Raw genomic sequence first — 23646 nt, forward strand, 5'->3', positions numbered from 1 at the left:
TGAGGAAGATTACAAGTTTTTTTTAACCTAGCGTACTTTTACAAGTACATAGCCATTTCGGGTCTTTCGATAACGGTTACCGTTCCAGGTGTAGTAGCGCCTTCCCTTAATAACCACCACTTTGTGATTCCGGGGAGCCTTCTTCACTACGACAACTCTAGTGTTTTGTGTGGGAGTAGTTGTAACCACGCGTTTTGCGCAACTTGTATAAAGTATGGTACATAACCCGAAGAGTAGTAGAATACGTTTCATAGTAGTCGATTTTCTGTTCGATACTATGACGAAATTTGTAGGAAAAGGTTTAATTTTCCTTTTCCTCGAAGTCTACTGAAAGCGAATTCACGCAATATCGCTGGCCGGTAGCAGTGGGTCCATCGTTAAAGACATGCCCCAGGTGACTGCCGCAATTGGCACAAAGTATCTCGGTGCGAATCATTCCGTGTGTCGTATCCCTAATATATTCCACGGTTCCTTCGATGGCTTGGTCAAAAGAGGGCCAGCCACAGCCACTGTCGAATTTACTGCTACTATCAAAAAGCTGGGTTTTGCAAGCCCCACAGGCGTATAATCCCTTGTCGTATTTGAGATTGTATTCACCCGTAAACGGGCGCTCTGTTCCCTTTAAGCGTAGTATTCGGTAGCGCTCAGGGCCCAGCTCCTCAAGCCACTCTTCTTCTGTTTTGTGAATCGGATATTGTTTTTCTGCCATTAGTTCTTCGGAATAAAATCTAAAGCTGCTCCATTAATACAATGACGTATTCCAGTGGTTTCACGTGGACCGTCATTGAAAACATGCCCAAGGTGGCCACCACAGTTAGCACAATGCTCTTCGGTGCGGGCATATCCTAATTTATAGTCTGTATCGAATGCGACGTTACCTTCAATTTCACGATCGAAACTCGGCCAGCCTGTTCCACTGTCGAACTTGTACTCACTTTTGAACAGGGGGTGACTACAAGCCGCACACACGTAAGTGCCCGGCTCATAGTTTTTATTCAGCTCACTTGTGAAGGCACGTTCGGTGCCGGCTTCACGAAGTACATAATATTCCATTTCCGTGAGTTCGGTACGCCATTCGGCTTCAGTTTTAGCTATGGGAAATATTTCTTTTTCTTTTTTATCCTGCGCTTTCGAATTGCAACTTAGAGCCAGGAAAGCGAAGGTTAGCAATGCTATGTTTTTCATTTTAATTTCCAATTGATTGAATGTCGGTAACTTCCAAATTAATAGTATCCAATAGATCAGACATCGATAGGTTCGCATCAGCGAATTCCGAAGGAACTACTGCAATACGGAACGTTTGGTCGTTTGTAAAGTTACTTCCTAACGTACTAAGATCGAAATTACCGTCCAGGAATAATCTAACATCCAGGAAAGTATGATCGAAGCTGTACAGCAGCGTGTTATTCCCCACAAAAAACGTTTGTGGAAGTTGACTCCATACATCTATACTTCCACCAGGATCGGGAATTACATCTTCCAGAAGGTACACAAGAACCACATCGCTTTCGAAGACTTCTACGTTAGATGGAAATTGGATCAATTGGCTGTAACCGTTACCCGGCGTGAAGTCAACAGTCACTTCAAAGACCTGTCCCAGAATATTGATTCCCGGATCTCCCGGAGGCCCCGGAGGGCCAGGATCACCTTCACAAGACGTTAGAAAAATAGCAGTAGACAATGAGAATAATAGGAGTAAGTTTTTCATAATAAAATGTGTTTTCGATTAGTGGTATCAAAAGTCGTTCCATGAGTAATCCATATCAAAAATAATGGTATATATTTTGCTTCTGAAATAAAAACTGATATAACTTTTATCATTAACTTTAGACTTTAATAAAAACGTTAACCATGAAATTAAAGACAACAATTTCTCTTTTAGGAGTTGCCATATTTATGGTGGCTTGTGCCACGAATCCTTTTACAGGAAAAAAGACGATGGCACTAGTCCCGAATTCACAGATATTCCCGATGGCTTTTCAGCAGTACGATCAATTCCTTGCTGAAAACAATGTAGTAACCGGAACAGCTCAGGCTAATAAAATAAAGAAGATCGGGCAGGAGATAGCCACAGCTTCAGAGCGATGGCTGAATGCGAACGGATATGCAGGTTATTTGAAAGACTATCAGTGGGAATATAATCTTGTAAACGATCCCGCAGTAAATGCATGGTGTATGCCTGGTGGCAAGATCGTTTTTTATACAGGTATTCTTCCAATAGCGAAAAACGATGCCGGAATTGCTGCCATTATGGGACATGAGGTGGCTCATGCACTGGCAAATCACGGTCAGCAGCGAATGAGCGCCGCACAGTACCAGGGTTTAGTGGCAGTCGCGGGAAATGTAGCACTATCTAAAGACCCGAAAGCCCAAGAAGATTTCAATAAATACTACGGGATAGGTTCTACTGTTGGTGTGATGCTGCCTTTCAGCAGAAAACATGAGAGCGAGGCAGACCGTATTGGATTAACGCTTATGGCGATGGCAGGGTACGATCCCATAGAAGGAGCTGAATTATGGAAGCGCATGCAACAGAACAGTGGTGGGCAAGCTCCTCCTGAGTTTCTGAGTACTCACCCTTCGAGTCAGACCAGGATCAATAACATTACTGCCTGGGCACCTGAAGCAAAGGCGGAAGCACGTAAATTTGGCGTTACCAAATTCAAAAGAAACTAGGTCGTCTAAAATATTTTAGTACTTTAGAAGCTGCCTACAAAAGGCAGCTTTTTTTATGGCCAACCTACCAAAGGGAAGTAAGAAACTTTTAAATGCCTGGGCTTTCTACGACTGGGCAAATTCTGTGTATAGCCTGGTAATTGCCTCGGCTGTATTCCCCTTGTTCTATCAGGCTCTTTTTAACACGGCAGGTGTAGAGACCGTTTCCGTATTCGGAGGAGAGATACGAAGTACACCGCTTATCAGTTATACCACTGCAGCCGCCTTCCTTGCAGTATCTTTTTTGTCACCACTATTATCGGGTATAGCGGATTATGTAGGAAACAAGAAGGTATTCATGAAATTCTTCTGTTACCTCGGAAGCCTTTCCTGTATTGGACTTTACTGGTTCGATTTGGATTACATTTATATCAGTCTCACTTTTTATTTCCTGGGATTGATAGGATTCTGGGCGAGTCTGGTGTTTTACAATTCGTATTTACCGGACATTGCACACAAAGAACAGCAGGATTCGATAAGTGCCAAAGGATTTTCAATGGGTTATATAGGTAGTGTTGTACTACTTATTTTCAACCTCGTAATGGTAATGAATCCTGGTTGGTTTGGACTCGGAGAAGGAGATGAAGCCAGTATAAAGGCCATGAGGGTCTCATTTATAACCGTTGGGATCTGGTGGATGTCTTTTAGTCAGTACACCTTTTTCCATCTTCCCAAAGGAGTATCCACCGGTCATAAGGTTACGAGTTCAGTAATTTTCAATGGTTTCAGGGAGTTGAAAGGAGTTTTTAATGCCTTGACGGAGAACCTAAGGTTAAAACGTTATCTGGCGGCATTCTTTGTGTATAGTATGGCTGTTCAAACTGTCATGCTGGTGGCTACCTATTTCGGAGAGAAGGAAATTTGCTGGTGCGAAGGATGTGATGATATAAGTTGTAGCGAAAAAACAATTGGTCTTATTTCCAGCATATTGATCATACAATTAGTAGCAGTATTAGGAGCCTGGATTACGTCGCGGGCGAGTTTTAAATTCGGGAATATACCTACGCTCATTGTAATAAATATTGTTTGGGTTGGAATCTGTATATACGCTTTCTTTATCACTTCACCCATGCAGTTTTACAGCACGGCGGCGGTTGTAGGACTTGTTATGGGAGGGATACAGGCTCTTTCGCGATCCACTTATTCGAAGTTCCTGCCAAAGACTGAGGATACGACCTCTTATTTCAGTTTTTACGATGTAGCGGAAAAGATCGGGATTGTTGTGGGGATGTTAATTTATGGGTTTATCGATCAGATAACAGGTTCTATGCGGAATTCTATACTTTTCCTCGTTATCTTTTTTAGCGTGGGTGTGATTTTACTTCTGCGTGTGCCGAAAAAGGAACCCGAATAGACAATTTTTACTTAAGTTTGCGTTTAATACCAAGGAAAACTTACTTACTTATGAAGCGATTTCAACTAGTTAGCTGGTTATTTTTATGTTTTCTTGCGCTCCAATTCTCTGCCTGTGACAATGAACCCCTTGAAGGTGTTTTTATAATTGAGGAAGAAATTGTTGCTGAAGAAGGACAATTCGTAGCCAATATCGGTGGGCAGTCATGGACGGCCAGTGCAGCAGGAGCTGTGTTCTTTGCCGATAACACCCTAGTCATCTCAGGTACTCTTGATGGAACGGGTCAGACAATATTATTAACAGTAGAAAATGCAGCGGTTAACCTATTCGACCTTACGGCCGGTGTGGGTACTATCAATGCTGCGGTCTATATAGATGGTAACCCGGACAACCCCTTTACTTCGGAAGGAGCAAATGGTGGATTCGGGCAAATGGAAATTACCGATATAGATACTGAAAACCTTACCATAACCGGAACCTTCAGCTTTGAAGGTGTTCGATTTGCGCTAGATTCCGAAGGAAACCCTATCATCGACGGTAACGGTGATCCGGTCATTGAAAACATATCCATTTCTGGTGGATCCTTTAACGCCATACCTTATACCGAAGATATCGGTGGCGGTGGTGGAGGAGGAGGAATGTCCCTCGATCCTTTCTTTGCGAAGGTAGACGATGTCGATTTTATTCCGGAAAGTGTTACAACTACCCGAACTCTGATCGCTGATGTTCCGATGATCAATATCGTGGCCTTAAATGCTGAAGGTGCCAAGATCAGGATTGATATACCTGAATTCCTCGGGACAGGAACCTTTGCCATGGAACAGCTTTCCGATGGTACTAAACTAATTGCCCAGTATAATGCGGGTATGGGAACGGAAGATCTTTCTTCCAATCCAGGAACGATTGAAATCACTGAATTCAACACTCTAACGGGTCGTATCGTTGCTAATTTTGCATTTACCGCAACTGATCCATTAGGCCTTGATCCAACAGTAGTGGAGATCACGGAAGGAAATTTTGAAGTACTATACGAACCGGAAGCTACCAATCCAAATAACAGCATGTTTGCAAATGTAGACGGTATGGACTGGGTGGCTAATTTTGTGGATGCTTTTGAATTTGATTTCTCAGGAACGGAGACCGTCACGGCCAGGGGATATAACAATGATTCAGGGGAACTGATCGAGATCACCTTCCCTAAGAATCTTGAGCCCGGTAGCTATGATTTCGTTAGTACGGCGGCAGCAGGTGAGTCTATTGCAAAGTTCTATACGGAACCTGGAGGAACAGAATTCACTTCAACCGATGGAGCGATCATAGTTATTACCAACGAACTTTCAACAGGAGGGACTATAAATGCCGCATTCCTTTTCTTAGCAGAAGATCTCACCGGCGGAGATCCTGCCTCATTTAATATTACAGGCGGTGAGTTTACGGTAGAACTTCCTTAGATCTTATTAAAACACAAAAAACCGCTACTTCATTAAGAACGTAGCGGTTTTTTATTTTGATTGGTATTCTAGTTGGAGTTAATGCTTCCCGAGCCCGATACTTTCGTATCTCTCTTCTCAGGATTACCTTCATATTTAATATCTCCCGAACCATTCACTCTTGCTTTCAGGTATTTACTGGCATACACTGAAGCATCGCCTGATCCTGATACGGTTGCATCTGTGTTTTCCGAACGAAGCCCGTCTCCATCGAAATCACCGCTTCCTGTAACTTTAACGTCCAGGTTAGTAGTTCTTCCTGAGACTACGATATCTCCGGATCCGGTTACGGTTGCATCTACAGTATTCGCAGCTACTTCGAGATCAACATCTCCCGATCCGGTAACCTTGATCACAAGGTTATCACTTTCTATAGGATCTTCGGTATTTATGTCTCCGGACCCCGTTAAGGATACTTCAGAAATATCTTCAAAAGGAACATATACATGGATACCTTTTTTGGTCTTCAGATAGGTGTTTTTCTTAGTACGTATCTTTAGAGTATTGTTCTCTACCTCGACAACAATATATTCCTGAAGGTTCTCATCGGTCTTTATCGTGATCGTTCCTTCCGAACCTCTCATAAGGTGTACATCCATGGAACCTATGCCTTTTACAGCATCGTAGCTTCCTGTATTCACGGTTTTGGTGGTCACGTTCCCGTTGCCAACAACTTTCTTATTTCCCCATTGGGCAAAGACATTGCCTGTACCCATCATTACAATTGCCAGGGCGAGCACATACTTAAATAACCTGTTCATTTTTATAGTATTTTGATGATTAAAGTTTCTTCATACTTACACCTCCATAGGTGGAATTAATGTTTATCGTGTTGCCAGAATTAGCACTTCCATGATAGCCTTCATATAATTTGTTAGAATTGCTCTTGTCACTTCGTTGTACATTCAGATCATCTGTACCGTTAAACCCGGCATACGACAGTTTCACAATGAAATCGAAATTCGCGCTCGAGTCATATCCTAATTTAACGCCTGTATAGTCCGACTTGATCACGACATCCTTTACAGAAGAAGTAAGCCTGTCCACATGAATGGAACCGTAGTCGGTATTCAGGTTTAAGGAGCCAGTTACTGTTCCTATCTTGTTAGGAATATAATTTCCGCTCCCTACCAGTTTATTCACTTTTCCTACTACCAGTTTTCCGTAATCTGAGTTGTAGTTTAGCTCGTCGGCCTCACCAATATCCGAATTCGAATAATCGGCATTAAGATCAAGGCGCTCCACCTTATCTAGGGTAAATCCGGAATAATCGGCATTGATCCTTCCACTTTTCATATACTCAATTGTTGAATTATTGGTGTAGTCGAAATTAAGTGAATTGTCCTCAGCTCGTAACTCACCAATAATGATTTGGCCGTAGTCACAGCTGATCTTTGCATTCCCGTCAAGTTGATTAAGACTAATCGAACCATAATCATTGCTGAGGTCAACAGAATTAGTTACGGGCAACCTAATAGTGTAGTTAACTTCAACCTGGACGTTGTTCCTTTTGTTACCCCACATGCTCCAGCCACCTTTTTTTCCTCCGAATCTGGTTTTCGCAGATACAAGAGTGGCACTTCCTGAAAATTCAACATCGATCTCTTCCAGTCGTTTCTGAACTTTCTCTTCGTTATCGCCATTGGTAGTAATAGTTACTTCGATAACCGTTCTGTTCTCACTCCAGGTTGTTATGTCGATGTTTCCATAGGAATTATCAACTCGCAATCCTGCATTTGCATTTACTGCATACTCTTTATTGAGTGTTTTGGTCTTGGTGTATTTTCCTTTGAACTTGTCGTTCGCTGTAACCACGGCTGGCAACAGCAGAAGGATTATAAGGGATTTAAATAGTAATTTCATTGTCATTCATTTTAAGGTTTTTAACTTCCTCGACGATGAAAACCACTTGTTCTAACAGATCGATCCGTTTCTGAAAGTTGGAGATCATGGCGTAAATCACGCGCTTGTCATTCCCACTGTCAATTAGATCCTGTCTCAGCAGTTGATATTCTTCTTCAAGGTTGGTTATCTGATTCAATGCGTCGTCGATCATGGCTTTGGTTTCAGGTGTTTCAAAACTCTTCAGCTTTTCGATCTCGGAATTGATGGTTGAAACAAAAAAGGTTTGTGTCTGTTCCATCTCAGGAGAAACACTGGCCAATTCGCCCGATGGTGCTGGACTCTTCAGAAGAGAGAATCCAAGGCCAATAAGCACAACTACAGATGCCGCGATGGATAACGGTCGCCACCAATTCACACGGACTTTCGTTTCCGTATTCGCCTTATCATGAGCTGCATTCAGCTTATCAAGAAAACGTTTTTGGTGCCCTTCAGGAGTTTGATGTACGTCAAACTTGCCTTTGTGGGAATCAAACAATTCATCTATAGTATTTTTATTCATAATTCTTGTGTTAACTTCTTGCGTAAACTATCTTTTGCTCTTGAGATCAATGTCCTGCAATTCGCATAACTAATGTCCATGATCTCACATATTTCCTCGTAGTCGTATCCTTCAATAAAATGCAAATTGAGTATCCTGTGGTAGCTGTCATGCAATTCATCCATGCAACTCAACAACTTCTTCACCTGCACACCGGAGTAGTCTTCGTCATAACCATTCATCTCTCCCGTATTGTCTTCTTCTGAAAGAAACTCATCCGAAACCATCACATACCTGGACGATTTCCGGTACTGGGTTAAACTATTGTTGATCACGATCCGCTTTAGCCAGGCTCCGAAGGTGGCATCACCTTTAAAACTATCCAGCTTACTGAAAGCGGTAATAAAGGATTCCTGCATGATATCTTCGGCCTCGGCACTGTCCTTTACGATTCGCAATGAGACATTAAACATGGCCTGCTGGTAACGATTGTACACTTCCAACTGGGCCAGCTGGTTTCCCTGTTTACAAAGAACGAGTAACGCGTTTATATTTTGATTGGTTAGTGACAACTAAAAAACACATGTTTACCCTAAAGATAAGCCTCTTGATAATTTGTTACACTTAGTTCCGAATTTTTTTCGATTGGCACAAGAATTGACCTTTATATGGCAGAGAAACTCTTGCATCCCTTATACAATGGGCCAAACAAAAAGAGTTAAGTTTAAAAAAGAAAATTAGGAAATTGTGTTGACTCAATTTAGTGACACAATGTCGTACAATATACTATGGCTAAAACGAAATTAACATCAGTAGACAGTTTGTCATTTCAGGATCTGACCGAAGACGCCGATCTTATCCCCCTTATGACCCCGGAAGATGAAGATGCGATGAATAAGGAGGACCTGCCACAGGTGCTGCCCATACTTCCCCTCAGAAATACGGTGTTGTTCCCGGGAGTGGTGATTCCCATTACCGCGGGAAGGGATAAGTCTATCAAACTTATCAACGAAACCAATAAGGGGAATAAGATGATCGGGGTTGTAGCCCAGAAAGAAGAGGCAAAAGAAGATCCCGGGATAAAGGATATTAATCGTATTGGAACGGTGGCTCAGATTCTCAGGGTGTTGAAAATGCCTGATGGGAATACCACCGTGATCATCCAGGGTAAGAAACGCTTCGAAGTGAATGAGGTGATCACTACAGATCCTTATATGACTGCTACTATTAGCGAAGTTGCCGAAGCGAGACCAGCACCCGATAATGAAGAGTTCAAAGCGATTATAGATTCCATCAAGGAAATGGCTCTGGAGATCATAAAAGACAGCCCGAATATTCCTTCGGAAGCTGCTTTTGCCATTCGAAATATTGAAAGCACATCTTTCTTAGTGAACTTTGTGTCTTCAAACCTCAATATCACCGTTGCGGAGAAACAGAAGCTTTTAGAGATCAACAACCTGAAAGAACGTGCGCTTGAAACCATGCGCTATATGAACATTGAGATTCAGAAGTTATCACTTCGACAGGATATTCAATCGAAGGTAGAGAGTGATATCAGTCAGCAGCAACGTGAGTATTTCCTTCAGCAACAAATAAAGACCATACAGGAAGAGCTGGGAGGAAATTCCTATGAGGCGGAGATAGAAGAAATGCGTGCCAGGTCTAAATCCAAGCAGTGGGACGAGAAAGTAAAGGAACACTTCGATAAAGAACTGGCCAAGCTGCAGCGAATGAACCCGCAGGTAGCCGAATTCAGCATCCAGCGGAATTACCTGGAACTTATACTAGATCTTCCCTGGAATGAATACAGTGAGGATCAGTTCGACCTGAACCGCGCAAGGAAAATACTGGATAGGGATCATTACGGACTGGAAGATGTGAAGAAGCGAATCGTTGAATACCTGGCGGTCCTAAAGCTTCGGAATGATATGAAATCACCCATATTATGTCTGTATGGCCCTCCGGGAGTTGGTAAGACATCCCTGGGTAAATCCGTTGCAGAGGCACTGGGAAGAGAATATGTTCGAATGTCCCTGGGTGGTTTGAGAGATGAAGCAGAGATCAGGGGACACCGGAAAACATACATAGGAGCCATGCCGGGACGTGTGGTTCAGAATATAAAGAAAGCGGGTACTTCCAATCCTGTATTCGTTTTAGATGAGATCGATAAACTTTCCATGGGACACCAGGGAGATCCATCTTCGGCCATGCTGGAAGTGTTGGATCCGGAACAGAACAGCGAGTTTTATGATAACTTCCTTGAATTAGGTTACGATCTTTCTAAAGTAATGTTCATCGCTACGGCTAATAGTTTGAGCACCATCCAACCGGCCTTGCGAGACCGTATGGAGATCATCAATGTTTCAGGTTATACTATCGAAGAGAAAGTTGAAATTGGCAAGAGACACCTGCTTCCGAAGCAATTGGAAGAACACGGACTCAATAAATCGCACTTGAGCATAGGAAAACGACAACTCGAAAAGATCGTTGAAGGCTATACCCGCGAGAGTGGTGTGCGTGGTCTGGAAAAACAAATTGCTAAAATGGTACGTCATGCGGCCATGAAGATCGCCATGGACGAGTCTTATGACCAGAAAGTGAGCAACGATATGATAGAAAAAGTACTTGGGCCGCCTAAATTAGAGCGTGATAAGTACGAAAACAATGACGTGGCCGGTGTGGTAACGGGCTTGGCCTGGACAAGGGTAGGAGGAGATATTTTATTTATTGAATCAATTCTTTCTAAAGGAAAAGGGCAACTCACCATGACCGGTAACCTTGGGAAAGTGATGAAAGAATCTGCTACCATTGCTTTGGAATTCATCAAGTCGAATGCAGACAGACTAGGGTTGCGACCGGAGATATTCGAAAAGTACAATGTACATATTCACGTTCCAGAAGGGGCTACACCAAAAGATGGGCCTTCGGCGGGTATTACCATGCTAACTTCACTGGTTTCACTCTTCACCCAGAGAAAAGTGAAGAAAAGCCTGGCGATGACAGGAGAGATAACCCTTAGAGGTAAAGTGCTTCCGGTAGGTGGGATCAAAGAAAAGATATTGGCCGCCAAAAGAGCACGAATCAAGGAGATCATGCTAAGTGAAGACAACCGAAAGGACATTGAGGAGATCAAACCGGACTACCTTAAAGGACTTACATTCCATTATGTGAAGAACATGGCGGAAGTGTTACAGGTAGCGCTTACGAATCAGAAAGTGAAAAATGCAAAGAAACTATAGGAATCGTTCATTGTGATATTGATTCTTAAAAAGTTTTTGTCAAACCGAACTTGATTCGGTTTCCAAATAAATTGACCATATTGATTTTTAGATTCTGAATTAAATTCAGAATGACAACTCGGCTTCTATTTATCCACTTTTATTATCTTCCGAATCATTTCGTGCTCCGCCAAAAATAAATTATACTTGCAGTCGTTTTAGATTTCAGGGAAAGAATCTCGCGCTCCATGCACCATACGATAATTTACGTATTAACTATCTTATTATCGGCTTCAACTTTTGCCCAGGTGGGCGGACGCTCTACTTACCAGTTCCTCAATCTTGTCAATTCTCCCAGGCAGGCGGCTCTGGGTGGGAAAACTATTACCAATTACGACTACGACGTGACCCAGGGAATGTTCAACCCGGCAAGTATCAATCCTGCCATGGACAACCAATTGTCTTTAAATTACACCAACTATATAGGCGATATCAATTACGGGACCGCTGCCTATGCTTATTTATGGGACCGAAGAACCCAGGTGCTCCACGTGGGGGCGACCTATATAAATTACGGTCAGTTTGACGGCTATGACGAATTCGGGAATCCCACCAGTAGTTTCAGTGGGGGAGAAGTAGCACTATCATTCGGACATGCACGGAATATTGCTTTTACCAATTTTCACGTGGGAGCCAACGTAAAACTGATCTCATCCACTTTGGAAAATTACTCGTCTTTTGGAGGAGCACTGGATATCGGAGTGATGTATGTGTATGCAGACTGGGACCTGCACATTACCGCAGTAGCGCGAAACATAGGAACACAGTTCACGCCTTACGACACTGAATACGAGCCGCTCCCTTTTGAAGTTATCTTCGGAATTTCGCAAACTTTACAGAATATCCCTATTCGTTGGCATGTTACTATGGATAATTTGCAACGATGGAATGTTGCCTTTTCCAATCCGAACCGTGAAATAACCGACCTCGAGGGGAATGTGCAAGGTGAGAACATTAACTTTATCGATAATGCGCTACGCCACGTGATCGTTGGACTTGAATTATTTCCCGAAGGAGGTTTTAACGTCAGACTTGGATACAACTTGAGAAGAGCAGAAGAACTTCGGATAGTTGACAGGCGAGCCTTTGCCGGTCTGAGTGCAGGATTTTCACTGAAATTGAATAAACTACGCCTAAGCTATTCCTTTGCGAAATACAGTACAGCGGCTTCTACGAGTAACTTCGGACTAAACATCGACTTTCAGTAATGGGTAAAATTACGATTGCAATCGACGGCTATTCATCCACGGGCAAGAGCACTGTAGCGCGGCAATTGGCGGAATGGTTGGGGTATGTATATGTCGATTCAGGTGCTATGTACAGGGCGGTCACTTTATATGCTATGCGGAAGGGGATCATTTCCGAAGAAAAATTTGACAAAGCCGCACTTATCGATTCGCTTCCGGATATCGCACTTGAATTCCGGAAGAATTCTGAAAACAAGGCGGAGATCCATCTCAACGGTGAAAATGTTGAAAAACAGATCCGCACCCTGGAAGTTTCTGAATATGTGAGTCCGATCGCTACCGTACCTGAAGTCAGACGCAAACTTGTGGCATTGCAGCACACCATGGGAGAAGACAAGGGTGTAGTGATGGATGGTCGGGATATAGGAACAGTGGTCTTTCCTAAAGCCGAATTAAAGATCTTCATGAATGCCTCTGCGCGAGTTAGAGCCGAACGTCGCTTTAAAGAATTGAATGAAAGAGGTGATGAAATTACTTTTAACGAAGTACTTGAGAACGTGAATGAACGAGATCAGATCGACACTACACGAGAAGATTCCCCACTGCGCAAAGCAGAGGACGCCATCGAGATAGACAATACCGAAACTAATATCGAGGACCAGTTTCATATCATACTTCAATTGGCACAGGACAGGATAGCGGGAAGAGTAAAATAGTGCATTACACCGATAATATTAATCACTTCATCTAATATAACAAGTATATTCCTACATTTTCTTGGATAGTAAGGGTTTATATTGTTGTTTTGACCCGAATTGCCCTAAATTCCTACAAATGAAACGTATAATACCTACTATTCTATGCGCGTCGTTACTGCTGTGTTTTGTTTCCTGTTCCCAGGATTCAGATTTTTCTGCAGAAACCAGCCTAGACAGCGCCCATCTTTTACACGAACAATTACCTGAAAGATCTTTAAATCAAAGCACTGAAGGCTTATATCACGGAGCTGTACAGTCTGCTTCCACGACATCACGTGGTAAGATCTGGGTCAACATTGCCAATGATGGCATGTTCAATGCCCTTATCCAATTGACTTCCGGAGAATCTTATGTCTTCGAGGCCAAAGCTGAGCTAATAGGTTCGAATGGTCAATTACCTCTAATCGAATTCGTTGGAGTCAATGGAGATTTTAGAATAGATCTCAGTAACATCCAAAACCCTCTAATTAATGATCTAACCATTAATGGTGAAGCCTATTACAGCCATCTGGTAAAAAGCATGAGCTCAAATCCGGCCAGTGTTGCTACAGCTGTATTCCTTGAATTCAGCGACCCTATGTTCAATGGTACCTGGAGTATTATTGCTGATGGTACTTTAGTAAACCCTAATGGTGATAATGGTGATGGAATCACTTCGGTTATGGTTGTATATGATGGAGTATCCTATACCGACACTGCTATGGATCTGATCAATGCAGGACCTTGCCTTGGGAACGGAAGTTATGTGCCTACTATTAATTCGTTTGGAGTAACAGGATCAGTGGTTAGTGATTATCAAAACACTGCCTTCGCCGGAGGAATGTCCAAGTGGGACCTGGGCTACGATGCCGACACGGATACTTATATGAATTACATGAATTGTAACGCTGTGGTATCCGGGACTTTTTCCTGGACTAGCGCAGATGGTACAATAATAAAGACAGGGGAGATCATTATGGACTAGATTCAAAAACATATGACATAAAAAAACCACTCTTACGGGAGTGGTTTTTTATTCTGCTAACTTTAACTAAATAACTAATAAGTCCGGTATCTTAGAATATGTATGGCTTTCCCGGCATCGCCATATCACATCGCTGTGAAGCGAGTTTTAAGCGTTTGAGTAGAAACAGGTCCTTTCGTTGCGCCTCCTGCTTCATGATCGTGTGGATGTTTCTTGCTAAGTTCATTGTTCTTGGTTTAATATCCTCCAAAGCTTCTTGCGAAGGAGGATGGGTTAGTTTGCCTTAGTTTATCTAAAGCGTCTTTTTGTGTTCCATGTAAACCCTTTACTTGTTCTGGGCTTTTCGGTTAAGGTGTTGCTATCTAAAGTTCTCATGATTGTTGTTTTTTATAGTTTGATTAGGTCTTAAAGTGTGCTTATGATCTAAAGCGTCTTTTCGAGTTCCATGTGAAACCTAAACTTGTTTTAGGCTTTTCGGTTAAGGTGTTTGAATTTAAAGTTCTCATTTTAATTAGTTTTAAACTGTTCGTTTTAAGATTGATTTATTCGATTGATGTATTAAGTAGACGACGTACAAATTAAAATGTTACAGTACTTTGCATTACATAGTACTATTTTAACAAATTTTAACAGATCAATTTAGTAGGGAAATAACCTTACCATCTGTTTATCAGCTATTTAATGTTTTTATTTCGAAATAAAGAATTTCCTTAATTTTAATAGAGAAGTAATATCTGCGACCACACAGGTCGATAGACACACTATCTATAATGTTCTTTATATAAGGTATAACTTCGTTCGTTTCATCAAATGAAGCAAACCCTTTGATAATCAAAACTAAAATGGTATTTTTGCCATCCTTTTGGCGGTCAAGCAAGTAGCAAAAGGATATAAAAAACCGAAATCAAACCCTTCTGTGGGACGACCGGGAAACAACTTGCAGCAACACAGGATACAAAACATTGGTTTCAAATTTCTTTTTCTGAAACCAACATTTTTCAAATGGCTGAAAAAGCAGAAGCTAAAAAAGCAACAAAAGCCAAGGCACCTAAAGCCGAGGCTAAAAAAGCAGAAGCTACAGAAGTAGTGGAGCAACCAAAGCAGGAAGTATCTTTAAAAGAAAAAGATCCTGAAAAATTTCTAAAAGACTTTAACTGGCACAATTACGAAGAAGGCATCGATCCTATCGACGATGGCAAACTAGCCGAATTCGAGAAGCTCGTAGCCGAAAACTTCGTAGACACACTAGATGACGAAGTAGTAGAAGGAGAAGTGATCCATATCACAGATCGTGACGCTATCATCGACATCAACGCTAAAAGTGAAGGTGTAATATCATTGAATGAGTTCCGCTATAATCCGGACCTTAAAATAGGTGATAAGGTTGAAGTATTGATCGATGTTCGTGAAGACAGTACCGGTCAGTTAATTCTTTCACATAGAAAAGCAAGAACTATCAAGGCATGGGATCGTGTGAACGCGGCTCATGACGAAGGTACCATCGTTAACGGTTACGTGAAGTGCCGTACTAAAGGTGGTATGATCGTGGATGTATTCGGAATCGAAGCGTTCCTTCCGGGATCTCAGATCGATGTTAAGCCTATTCGCGATTACGATATCTACGTTGGAAAGACCATGGAATTCAAGGTGGTGAAGATCAACCAGGAATTCAAGAACGTTGTGGTTTCCCACAAAGCGCTTATCGAAGCGGATATCGAAGAGCAAAAGAAAGAGATCATCGCGCAGCTTGAAAAAGGTCAGGTACTTGAAGGCGTCGTGAAGAACGTAACTTCTTACGGTGTATTCGTTGACCTTGGAGGTGTAGATGGACTTGTCCACATTACAGACCTTTCCTGGTCTCGTATCAATCACCCAAGTGAAATCGTAGATCTTGATCAGAAACTTAACGTTGTGATCCTTGACTTCGACGAAGACAAAACACGTATCCAGCTTGGTCTGAAACAACTTAAGCCACATCCATGGGATGCCCTTGGTGAGGAACTTAAGGTTGGAGACAAGGTAAAAGGTAAAGTAGTGGTTATTGCCGACTACGGTGCATTTATCGAAGTAGCTGAAGGTGTTGAAGGTCTTATCCACGTAAGTGAGATGTCATGGTCTACGCACCTTAGAAGTGCTCAGGACTTTGTGAACGTTGGAGACGAAGTAGAAGCTGTGATCCTTACTCTGGACCGCGAAGAGCGAAAGATGAGCCTTGGTATCAAGCAACTAACTCCGGATCCATGGACAGATATTACAACCAAATACCCTGTTGGAAGTAAGCACAGCGGTATCGTTCGTAACTTCACCAACTTTGGAGTATTTGTAGAGTTGGAAGAAGGAATCGACGGACTAATCTACATCAGTGACCTTAGCTGGACTAAGAAAGTGAAGCATCCTAGCGAATTCACCAATATCGGTGATTCTCTTGATGTGATCGTTCTCGAACTGGATGTTGATGGTCGTAAACTGAGCTTAGGTCATAAGCAAACTACCGAGAATCCTTGGGATAAGTACGAGGATGAGTTCAAAGTAGGTAGCAAGCATACAGCTGCTATCACTGAGATGGTAGACAAAGGAGCGGTGATCGACTTTAATGACGATATCACTGCCTTCGTGCCAATGCGCCACCTGGAGAAGGAAGACGGAACTAACCTTAAGAAAGGTGAGGAAGCCGAATTCCAGATCATCGAATTCAACAAAGAATTCAAGAAAGTAGTTGCATCGCATATGACCATCCACAAGGAAGAGGAAGCTAAGATCGTTAAGCAAGCTGCTAAAAAAGCGGCTAAGCAGGCGGAAGAAGCGAAACCAACCCTTGGTGATGCCAACGCGAAGCTACAGGAGATCAAAGACAAGATGGAAGGCAAGAAATAAACCCTTCATCTATACTATAGAACAAAAGCCCTTCAGAAATGAGGGGCTTTTTTTATGGGCGTTCCCGTGAAGTAGATCGGAGCTCACTTCACGGGCGGGCTTTCGGCTATACACGCCTTCGGCGGGGTATTTACCTCTATCCCTAACGCGGAATATTCCTGGTTTCATACTCTACACTTGTCATTTAGAACTTGATTCCCTGATTTGTCATGCTGAACCTGCCCGAAGGTCATTGCGGACTTGATTCAGCATCTTTCGTATAAATTCAATGAGATTCCGAATCAAGTTCGGAATGACAAATAATCCAACGCCCGAATCAACGAATCAACGAATCAACAAATCAACAATTTCAAGGCAGTTGCAATTAATTGTACAAAAACACTTACTTTTGTACCCTGAACGAGATTCAGATTCTGCACATGAGCCAAAAAGTGTTACTAAACGCAACCGAAGTGCATATTGCCCTTCACAGACTGGCTTGCCAATTGATTGAAAATCACGATACTTTCGAAGATACCGTTCTAATAGGACTTCAGCCTCGTGGTATTTTCCTGGCCAAGCGACTTAAAAGCTTGCTTGAGAACGACTATAAAATCAAAAACATTCAATTGGGACACCTGGATATTACTTTCTTCCGTGACGACTTCCGAAGAGGAGAGAAGCCACTAGAAGCCAACACAACGCAGATCAATTTTATCGTGGAAGACAAGAAGGTGGTGTTCGTAGACGATGTGCTCTACACCGGAAGAAGTATACGGGCGGCCTTAACAGCTATTCAATCATTCGGAAGGCCGGAAGAGATAGAATTGCTTACGCTTATAGACAGGCGATTCAGCAGGCACCTGCCAATACAACCAGATTATCGGGGTAGACAGGTAGATGCCATTAATAAAGAAAAGGTAAAAGTGTGCTGGGAAGAACAAGACGGCGAAGATGCTGTTTATTTAATCAATAGTTAGTATGAGTGAACTAAGTGTGAATCACTTATTAGGAATCAAATACATCAGCGAGGCTGACATCCACCTCATTTTCGAAACTGCAGACCACTTCAAAGAGGTCATTAATCGCCCGATCAAGAAAGTTCCTTCATTACGCGACATTACTATTGCTAACTTGTTCTTCGAAAACAGTACAAGAACCCGACTCTCCTTTGAATTGGCAGAGAAACGGCTGTCAGCAGACGTAATCAACTTTTCCGCGGCGTCTTCTTCAGTAAAGAAAGGGGAGACGCTAATCGATACGGTAAATAACATCCTGTCTATGAAAGTAGACATGGTTGTAATGCGACATCCAAACCCAGGAGCCGGAGTGTTTCTTTCGAAGCATATCAATGCCAGTATAGTGAATGCTGGTGATGGAGCACACGAACATCCTACCCAGGCATTGCTCGACTGCTATTCTATTCGCGAAAGACTAAAAGATGTAGCAGGAAAGAAGGTGGTGATCGTTGGAGATATACTCCATTCAAGAGTAGCTTTGAGTAATATTTTCGCCCTTCAGAAGCTTGGAGCAGAGGTTAAGGTATGCGGACCTAAAACACTTATCCCCAAATACATAGAAAGGATTGGGGTATCTTACGAAAAGAATCTGAGATCAGCCCTGGAATGGTGTGATGTAGCTAATATGTTGAGAGTTCAGAACGAACGTATGGATATCTCTTACTTTCCATCTACCAGGGAATACACCCAACAATATGGTGTCAATAAGGCATTGCTGGACAGTCTTGGCAAAGAAATTGTTGTCATGCACCCGGGTCCCATCAACAGAGGTGTGGAAATTACCAGTGATGTGGCCGACAGTAAGCAGGCAATCATCCTTGAGCAGGTACAAAATGGCGTCGCTATAAGGATGGCAGTATTATACCTGCTGGCATCAAAAATACAGCATAATGAAAATTGAAAATTTCGATAATTATGTGGTTTTGGCGGATGACCACGATAATCTAAAAGAATTCGCCGAGTTTCTAGAATTCCAGATCTTGAATAAATATAAGGGCCAGAACGTTGTGATCAACCTTCTGGACTACCCTGCGCTCAAACTGGAAGAATTACTATATTTTTTGAAAACTTCTACCGCTCACAGGGCTGCTAAACAATCCTTTGTACTGGTGACATCAGCCCTGGATCCCGATACCATACCTGTTGAACTCATGGTAGTACCTACACTTCAGGAAGCGGGTGACGTAATTGAGATGGAGGAGATTGAGAGAGACCTTGGATTTTAATTTTCTAACCAAGAAAGAGTAATTTATGTTTGTCATTCAGAAGGAGCATAGCGACTGAAGAATCTTATGAGATTTCTCGTTTGCCACTCCGCTTAAGCTATAGCGGCATGTGGACACTTAAAATGACAAACAACCAACATACTAACATACCAACATACCAACATACCAACATACCAACATACTAACATACCAACATACTAAAATACTCATATGACCCTCACCATTCTCGGTTGCCATTCCGCTACACCTCGTGCCAATGCACATCCTACGGCCCAGGTACTGGAAATGAGGGGACATCTATTTCTTATCGACTGTGGAGAAGGAACACAGGTTCAATTGAGGCGATTTAAACTAAAGTTCTCGAGGATCAGGCACATCTTTATCTCACACCTTCATGGGGATCATTTTTACGGTCTCATCGGACTTGTATCCACTTTCCGTTTGTTAGGAAGGGAAGCTGATCTGCATATTTACGGACCTAAAGGCATCAAAGAGGCTATAATACTACAACTAAAGCTTAGTAATAGTTGGACAGACTACAATCTTATCTTTCACGAACTGGAATCGGATTCACCCGAGGTTCTGTTTGAGGATGAAAATATAAGCGTTACCACAATTCCCCTGGATCATCGTGTTTACACCAATGGCTTCCTGTTTCAGGAGAAACCCGGAGAGCGTAAATTAGACCTTGAAGCGGCGGTAGCAGCCAAAATAGATACGGCCTATTTTAGAAAACTAAAACAAGGCTTTGATGTTGAGAATAGGAAGGGGGATATTATTCCAAACAAGCAAGTCACCTTAGATCCTGAACCTCCTAAATCTTATGCATACTGCAGCGACACAGCCTATTATCCTGAAATCGTGGAACAGATCAAAGGAGCTACAGTCCTGTACCACGAAGCAACATTTCTGGAATCGCATCAACATCTTGCTGAAACCACTAAACACAGTACGGCCAAGGAAGCGGCATCTATAGCAAAGCGAGCCGAAGTTGGCACCCTCATTTTAGGCCACTATTCCGGTAGGTATAGCGAATTAGAGGCATTTCGTAAAGAGGCCATGGAAGTCTTCGAAACGGTGGAGTTGGCCGAAGACGGAAAATCCTTCAAGTTTTAACCCAGATTTAATTATTTCTGTTTTTTACAGCTTTTAAAAACTCGTAACTTGCGTGCTAATTCAGCAGTATGGTAGATAATCTACACGATCAAAGAAAGAACTATGAAAAGGGAGAGCTCTCCGAAACGTCTGTAGATCCTAATCCTTTGCAACAGTTCCGAACCTGGTTTTATGATGCAATGGATACGGACGGGGTGGACGAAGCCAATGCAATGTCGTTAACCACTATAGGTACGGATGGATTTCCGAGAGGTAGAATGGTTCTTTTGAAGAAATACGACGAACATGGATTTTATTTCTACACCAATTACAATAGTGAGAAAGGGCGTTCCATAGCTGAAAACAACAAAGTATCCCTAACATTTTTCTGGCCAGTATTAGAACGCCAGATCATCATTCAGGGTTTTGCTGAAAAGACATCAGAAGTAGAATCTGATAATTACTTTAGCTCTAGACCAAAAGGCAGTCAGCTTGGAGCTGTGGTTTCCGCACAGAGTGAAACTGTGGCAAACCGGGAAATCCTGGAGGATAAACTAAAGGAATTAGAAAAAAAATACGAGAATGAAGAAGTGCCAAGACCTGATTTTTGGGGTGGCTTCCTCGTTCGGCCTCTTAAAATAGAATTCTGGCAAGGCAGACCCAACCGTCTGCACGATCGTATTCAGTATGTGCTGGATGACGATTACAATTGGATAATCAACCGTTTACAACCTTAAAAAACAATTAAATGAAAACTCTTTATATGGTCCGACACGCTAAATCCTCCTGGAAATACGATCTTCCGGACCATCAGCGACCACTTAAGAAAAGAGGGCATAACGATGCCGAACTCGTTTCGGATAAAGTCAAGTCGGGTTACGAAGCCCCGCAAAAGATCATATCCAGCGATGCTAAACGAGCGCAAACCACGGCCCGATATTTTCAAAAAGCCTTCGGTGTCAAGGACGAAGATTTTGTACTTGATCACGAGCTGTATGACTTTAGCGGACAAAGTGTGATGGAGATCATCAAAGGTTTGGACAACGACCTGAAACGTGTTATGATCGTTGGGCATAATCATGCTTTTACTTCTATCGTCAACATGCTGGGTAACGAGTATATCGATAATTTGCCTACCAGTGGTTTTGTGATTATAGAATTCGATACTACATCTTGGTCTGAAATAAATACAGGGAAGACCAAGACTCTTGTATTTCCTCGTCACCTCAAAGATAAGTAGGCATGTCATCGGCAGCTAAAACCAGTAAGAACGAATACATTAACAGGGAACTAAGCTGGTTGCAGTTCAATGCACGAGTATTGCAAGAAGCTGAGGATCCCACGGTTCCACTAATTGAGCGTCTTCGATTTGTTGGGATATTTTCGAACAACCTCGATGAATTCTTTAAGGTCCGATACGCCACGATCAAACGCATTGTCGAGGCTGGTAAAGGCGGAAGGAATGTGCTGGGAGGTATCTCAGCCACAGATCTCTTAGAAGAGATCACAAAGACTGTGATCGAACAACAGGCTACAAGTTTAAAGATTCTCAGTAGCATTCAGAAAAAACTGGAAGGGGAGAATATTTTTATCATTGATGAAAACGAACTCAACGAAGAACAGGATAAATTCATTGCCGATTTCTTTATTCGGAAAGTAAGCCCGGCCCTGGTTACCATCATGATAGGAGAATTGGATGAATTTCCAAGCCTGAAAGACAGTGCGGCCTATCTCGCTGTGAAAATGGTGATGTCCAAGACGGATGAAACATTCGAGAATAAGGTGAATTATGCGTTGATCGAAATACCGCGCTCGGTGGAAAGGTTTGTCGTATTGCCTTCCGAAGGAGAAAAACAGTATATCATCATACTCGACAATCTTATTCGTCGATGTATGGGACGAATATTCAATATCTTCAACTTCGAAAGTATCACGGCTCACATGATCAAGATCACACGTGATGCGGAGTTGGATATCGACAGTGATCTGAGTCGAAGCTTCCTGGAAAAGATATCTAAAAGTGTTGAGCGGAGAAGTTCTGGCGATCCCGTGCGATTCGTATACGACAAGAGCATCGACAAAGAAACGCTGCAATTCCTCATGGAGAAGATGGGTATCGATAGCACGGATAGCATTATTCCAGGGGGCCGATATCACAACAGGAGGGATTATATGAAGTTTCCTAGCCTGGGAAGAACAGATCTTCTTTATTCAGCAATTGAACCATTGAGAATACCCGGCTTATCGCTTGAAGGAAGCTTGTTTGAAAAAATAGCCGAAAAGGACTATTTACTGTATGCGCCCTATCAAACGTTTAATTACGTTGTGAAATTCCTGAAAGAAGCTGCTCTCGATCCCAAGGTACGGTCGATCAAGATCACGATCTACAGACTGGCACAGACATCACAGATTGCCAGCGCATTGATAAATGCGGCCAAGAACGGTAAGGATGTAACCGTGCAAATAGAGTTGCAAGCGCGATTTGACGAGGCAGCCAATATCAGCTATGCGGAACAAATGCAGAGTGAAGGTGTGAAGTTGATCTTTGGTGTTTCAGGTTTGAAAGTACACTGCAAGGCCTGTGTAATTGAAAGGCTTGAGCAAGGAAAAATAGCCCGTTACTCTTTCATAAGTACCGGAAACTTTAATGAAACAACCGCCAGGATCTATACGGATTACACGCTTTTTACACACAACCAGAAGATAGGAAAGGAGATCCATAAGGTCTTTGACTTCTTCGAAGTGAATTACCTCATCAAGAAATACCGTCACCTGATAGTCTCACCACATTATACACGCAATGCAATAAATAACCTTATTGAGACAGAGATCAAGAATCATAAGGCTGGTCTTCCAAGCGGTATAAAATTAAAGCTCAATAGTTTGTCCGATTTCAAAATGATCGATAAGCTGTATGATGCCAGCAGGGCAGGTGTGAAAGTAAAACTTATTGTTCGAGGCCTGTGCTGTCTGATACCCGGTGTTGAGGGAATGAGTGAAAATATTGAGGTGATCAGCATAGTAGATAAGTTCCTGGAACATCCACGATTATTTATTTTTGAAAATGCCGGTGACCCTAAGTATTTCATATCTTCGGCAGATCTGATGCAGCGAAACCTGGATCACCGGGTGGAACTCACATGCCCGATCTACGATGAGGATATAAAACAAGAATTAAATGATACCTTTGAAATCTCCTGGAACGACAATGTGAAGGCCAGGATCATAGCCCGGGACTCAGATAACGAATACAGGAGGAATAATGAACCATCTGTTCGTTCCCAGTTTAGGTTGTATGAATATTATCTAGAAAAATTGAATTGA

Annotated in this window: 24 protein-coding genes; 15 read left to right on the plus strand and 9 right to left on the minus strand. The window is 42.4% G+C overall.

Translation table 11 applies throughout. The features are described from left to right. Positions 1-27 precede the first annotated feature (27 nt). The 4 genes from J1N09_RS13055 to J1N09_RS13070 are packed head-to-tail and all read right to left on the minus strand — an operon-like array spanning position 28 to position 1708. Complete coding sequence (locus J1N09_RS13055; protein ID WP_265200676.1) at positions 28-252, minus strand: hypothetical protein; 225 nt, start codon at positions 250-252, stop codon at positions 28-30. A gap of 49 nt (positions 253-301) precedes the next feature. Next, positions 302-709, minus strand: coding sequence for a peptide-methionine (R)-S-oxide reductase MsrB (msrB, locus tag J1N09_RS13060; protein ID WP_265200677.1), 408 nt, complete (start codon positions 707-709; stop codon positions 302-304). After that, on the minus strand, positions 709-1185 hold the full coding sequence (gene msrB, locus J1N09_RS13065) for a peptide-methionine (R)-S-oxide reductase MsrB (protein ID WP_265200678.1): 477 nt from the start codon (positions 1183-1185) through the stop codon (positions 709-711). The genes msrB (J1N09_RS13060) and msrB (J1N09_RS13065) overlap by 1 nt, the downstream gene beginning before the upstream one ends. Position 1186: 1 nt before the next feature. After that, positions 1187-1708, minus strand: a complete 522-nt coding sequence (locus tag J1N09_RS13070) for a hypothetical protein (protein WP_265200679.1) — start codon at positions 1706-1708, stop codon at positions 1187-1189. Positions 1709-1851: 143 nt separating this feature from the next. On the opposite strand from J1N09_RS13070, the gene J1N09_RS13075 reads away from it, so the two are divergent. From J1N09_RS13075 to J1N09_RS13085, 3 genes are read left to right on the plus strand one after another with little or no spacing between them, the layout of a single operon-like run. After that, a complete protein-coding gene (locus tag J1N09_RS13075; RefSeq protein ID WP_265200680.1) occupies positions 1852-2676 on the plus strand; it encodes a M48 family metallopeptidase in 825 nt (274 codons plus the stop codon). A 55-nt stretch (positions 2677-2731) separates the two neighbouring features. Beyond that, on the plus strand, positions 2732-4069 hold the full coding sequence (locus J1N09_RS13080; protein ID WP_265200681.1) for an MFS transporter: 1338 nt from the start codon (positions 2732-2734) through the stop codon (positions 4067-4069). 50 nt (positions 4070-4119) lie between these two features. Further along, positions 4120-5520, plus strand: coding sequence for a DUF6252 family protein (locus tag J1N09_RS13085; protein WP_265200682.1), 1401 nt, complete (start codon positions 4120-4122; stop codon positions 5518-5520). A 68-nt stretch (positions 5521-5588) separates the two neighbouring features. Here the strand turns inward: J1N09_RS13085 and J1N09_RS13090 are convergent, their stop codons facing one another. Genes J1N09_RS13090 through J1N09_RS13105 form a run of 4 tightly spaced genes read right to left on the minus strand, consistent with a single transcriptional unit; the run spans position 5589 to position 8514 of the window. Continuing rightward, the gene (locus J1N09_RS13090) at positions 5589-6320 is read right to left on the minus strand and encodes a head GIN domain-containing protein (protein WP_265200683.1); all 732 of its coding nucleotides are present in this window, start codon (positions 6318-6320) and stop codon (positions 5589-5591) included. Between the two features lie 19 nt (positions 6321-6339). Continuing rightward, positions 6340-7422 carry a hypothetical protein gene (locus J1N09_RS13095; protein WP_265200684.1) on the minus strand — a complete coding sequence of 361 codons (1083 nt, stop codon included), beginning with the start codon at positions 7420-7422 and terminating at the stop codon, positions 6340-6342. Continuing rightward, positions 7406-7963 (minus strand): hypothetical protein, encoded by a 558-nt coding sequence (locus J1N09_RS13100; protein WP_265200685.1) that lies wholly within the window; start codon positions 7961-7963, stop codon positions 7406-7408. The genes J1N09_RS13095 and J1N09_RS13100 overlap by 17 nt, the downstream gene beginning before the upstream one ends. Beyond that, a complete protein-coding gene (locus J1N09_RS13105) occupies positions 7960-8514 on the minus strand; it encodes an RNA polymerase sigma factor (RefSeq protein ID WP_265200686.1) in 555 nt (184 codons plus the stop codon). Before J1N09_RS13105 ends, J1N09_RS13100 begins: the two co-directional genes overlap by 4 nt. A gap of 216 nt (positions 8515-8730) precedes the next feature. Here J1N09_RS13105 and lon point away from each other — a divergent pair, with 216 nt between their 5' ends. The 4 genes from lon to J1N09_RS13125 all read left to right on the plus strand — a co-directional run bounded on the left by lon (position 8731) and on the right by J1N09_RS13125 (position 14129). Then, entirely contained in the window at positions 8731-11181 is a 2451-nt protein-coding gene (gene lon, locus J1N09_RS13110) for an endopeptidase La (RefSeq protein ID WP_265200687.1), read from the plus strand. A gap of 227 nt (positions 11182-11408) precedes the next feature. Next, the gene (gene porQ, locus J1N09_RS13115) at positions 11409-12428 is read left to right on the plus strand and encodes a type IX secretion system protein PorQ (protein WP_265200688.1); all 1020 of its coding nucleotides are present in this window, start codon (positions 11409-11411) and stop codon (positions 12426-12428) included. Then, positions 12428-13123 (plus strand): (d)CMP kinase, encoded by a 696-nt coding sequence (gene cmk, locus J1N09_RS13120; RefSeq protein WP_265200689.1) that lies wholly within the window; start codon positions 12428-12430, stop codon positions 13121-13123. The genes porQ and cmk overlap by 1 nt, the downstream gene beginning before the upstream one ends. Positions 13124-13241: 118 nt before the next feature. Then, on the plus strand, positions 13242-14129 hold the full coding sequence (locus J1N09_RS13125; protein ID WP_265200690.1) for a hypothetical protein: 888 nt from the start codon (positions 13242-13244) through the stop codon (positions 14127-14129). 91 nt (positions 14130-14220) lie between these two features. Here the strand turns inward: J1N09_RS13125 and J1N09_RS13130 are convergent, their stop codons facing one another. After that, positions 14221-14355, minus strand: a complete 135-nt coding sequence (locus J1N09_RS13130) for a hypothetical protein (protein ID WP_265200691.1) — start codon at positions 14353-14355, stop codon at positions 14221-14223. Positions 14356-15131: 776 nt separating this feature from the next. Here J1N09_RS13130 and rpsA point away from each other — a divergent pair. The 8 genes from rpsA (at position 15132) to ppk1 (ending at position 23646) form a co-directional block, all read left to right on the plus strand. Continuing rightward, on the plus strand, positions 15132-17003 hold the full coding sequence (rpsA, locus tag J1N09_RS13135) for a 30S ribosomal protein S1 (protein ID WP_265200692.1): 1872 nt from the start codon (positions 15132-15134) through the stop codon (positions 17001-17003). 419 nt (positions 17004-17422) lie between these two features. Next, positions 17423-17962 (plus strand): bifunctional pyr operon transcriptional regulator/uracil phosphoribosyltransferase PyrR, encoded by a 540-nt coding sequence (gene pyrR / locus J1N09_RS13140; protein WP_265200693.1) that lies wholly within the window; start codon positions 17423-17425, stop codon positions 17960-17962. Between the two features lies 1 nt (position 17963). Next, on the plus strand, positions 17964-18902 hold the full coding sequence (locus J1N09_RS13145; protein ID WP_265200694.1) for an aspartate carbamoyltransferase catalytic subunit: 939 nt from the start codon (positions 17964-17966) through the stop codon (positions 18900-18902). After that, complete coding sequence (locus J1N09_RS13150; protein WP_265200695.1) at positions 18892-19227, plus strand: ribonuclease Z; 336 nt, start codon at positions 18892-18894, stop codon at positions 19225-19227. The genes J1N09_RS13145 and J1N09_RS13150 overlap by 11 nt, the downstream gene beginning before the upstream one ends. A 210-nt stretch (positions 19228-19437) precedes the next feature. Then, complete coding sequence (locus J1N09_RS13155; RefSeq protein ID WP_265200696.1) at positions 19438-20343, plus strand: ribonuclease Z; 906 nt, start codon at positions 19438-19440, stop codon at positions 20341-20343. Positions 20344-20411: 68 nt separating this feature from the next. Then, a complete protein-coding gene (gene pdxH, locus J1N09_RS13160; protein ID WP_265200697.1) occupies positions 20412-21059 on the plus strand; it encodes a pyridoxamine 5'-phosphate oxidase in 648 nt (215 codons plus the stop codon). A gap of 11 nt (positions 21060-21070) precedes the next feature. Beyond that, a complete protein-coding gene (locus J1N09_RS13165) occupies positions 21071-21562 on the plus strand; it encodes a SixA phosphatase family protein (protein WP_265200698.1) in 492 nt (163 codons plus the stop codon). A gap of 2 nt (positions 21563-21564) precedes the next feature. Then, positions 21565-23646, plus strand: coding sequence for a polyphosphate kinase 1 (ppk1, locus tag J1N09_RS13170; RefSeq protein ID WP_265200699.1), 2082 nt, complete (start codon positions 21565-21567; stop codon positions 23644-23646).

Origin of the sequence: Aureitalea sp. L0-47, assembly GCF_026126405.1 — a bacterium.
GTDB lineage: Bacteria > Bacteroidota > Bacteroidia > Flavobacteriales > Flavobacteriaceae > Pukyongia.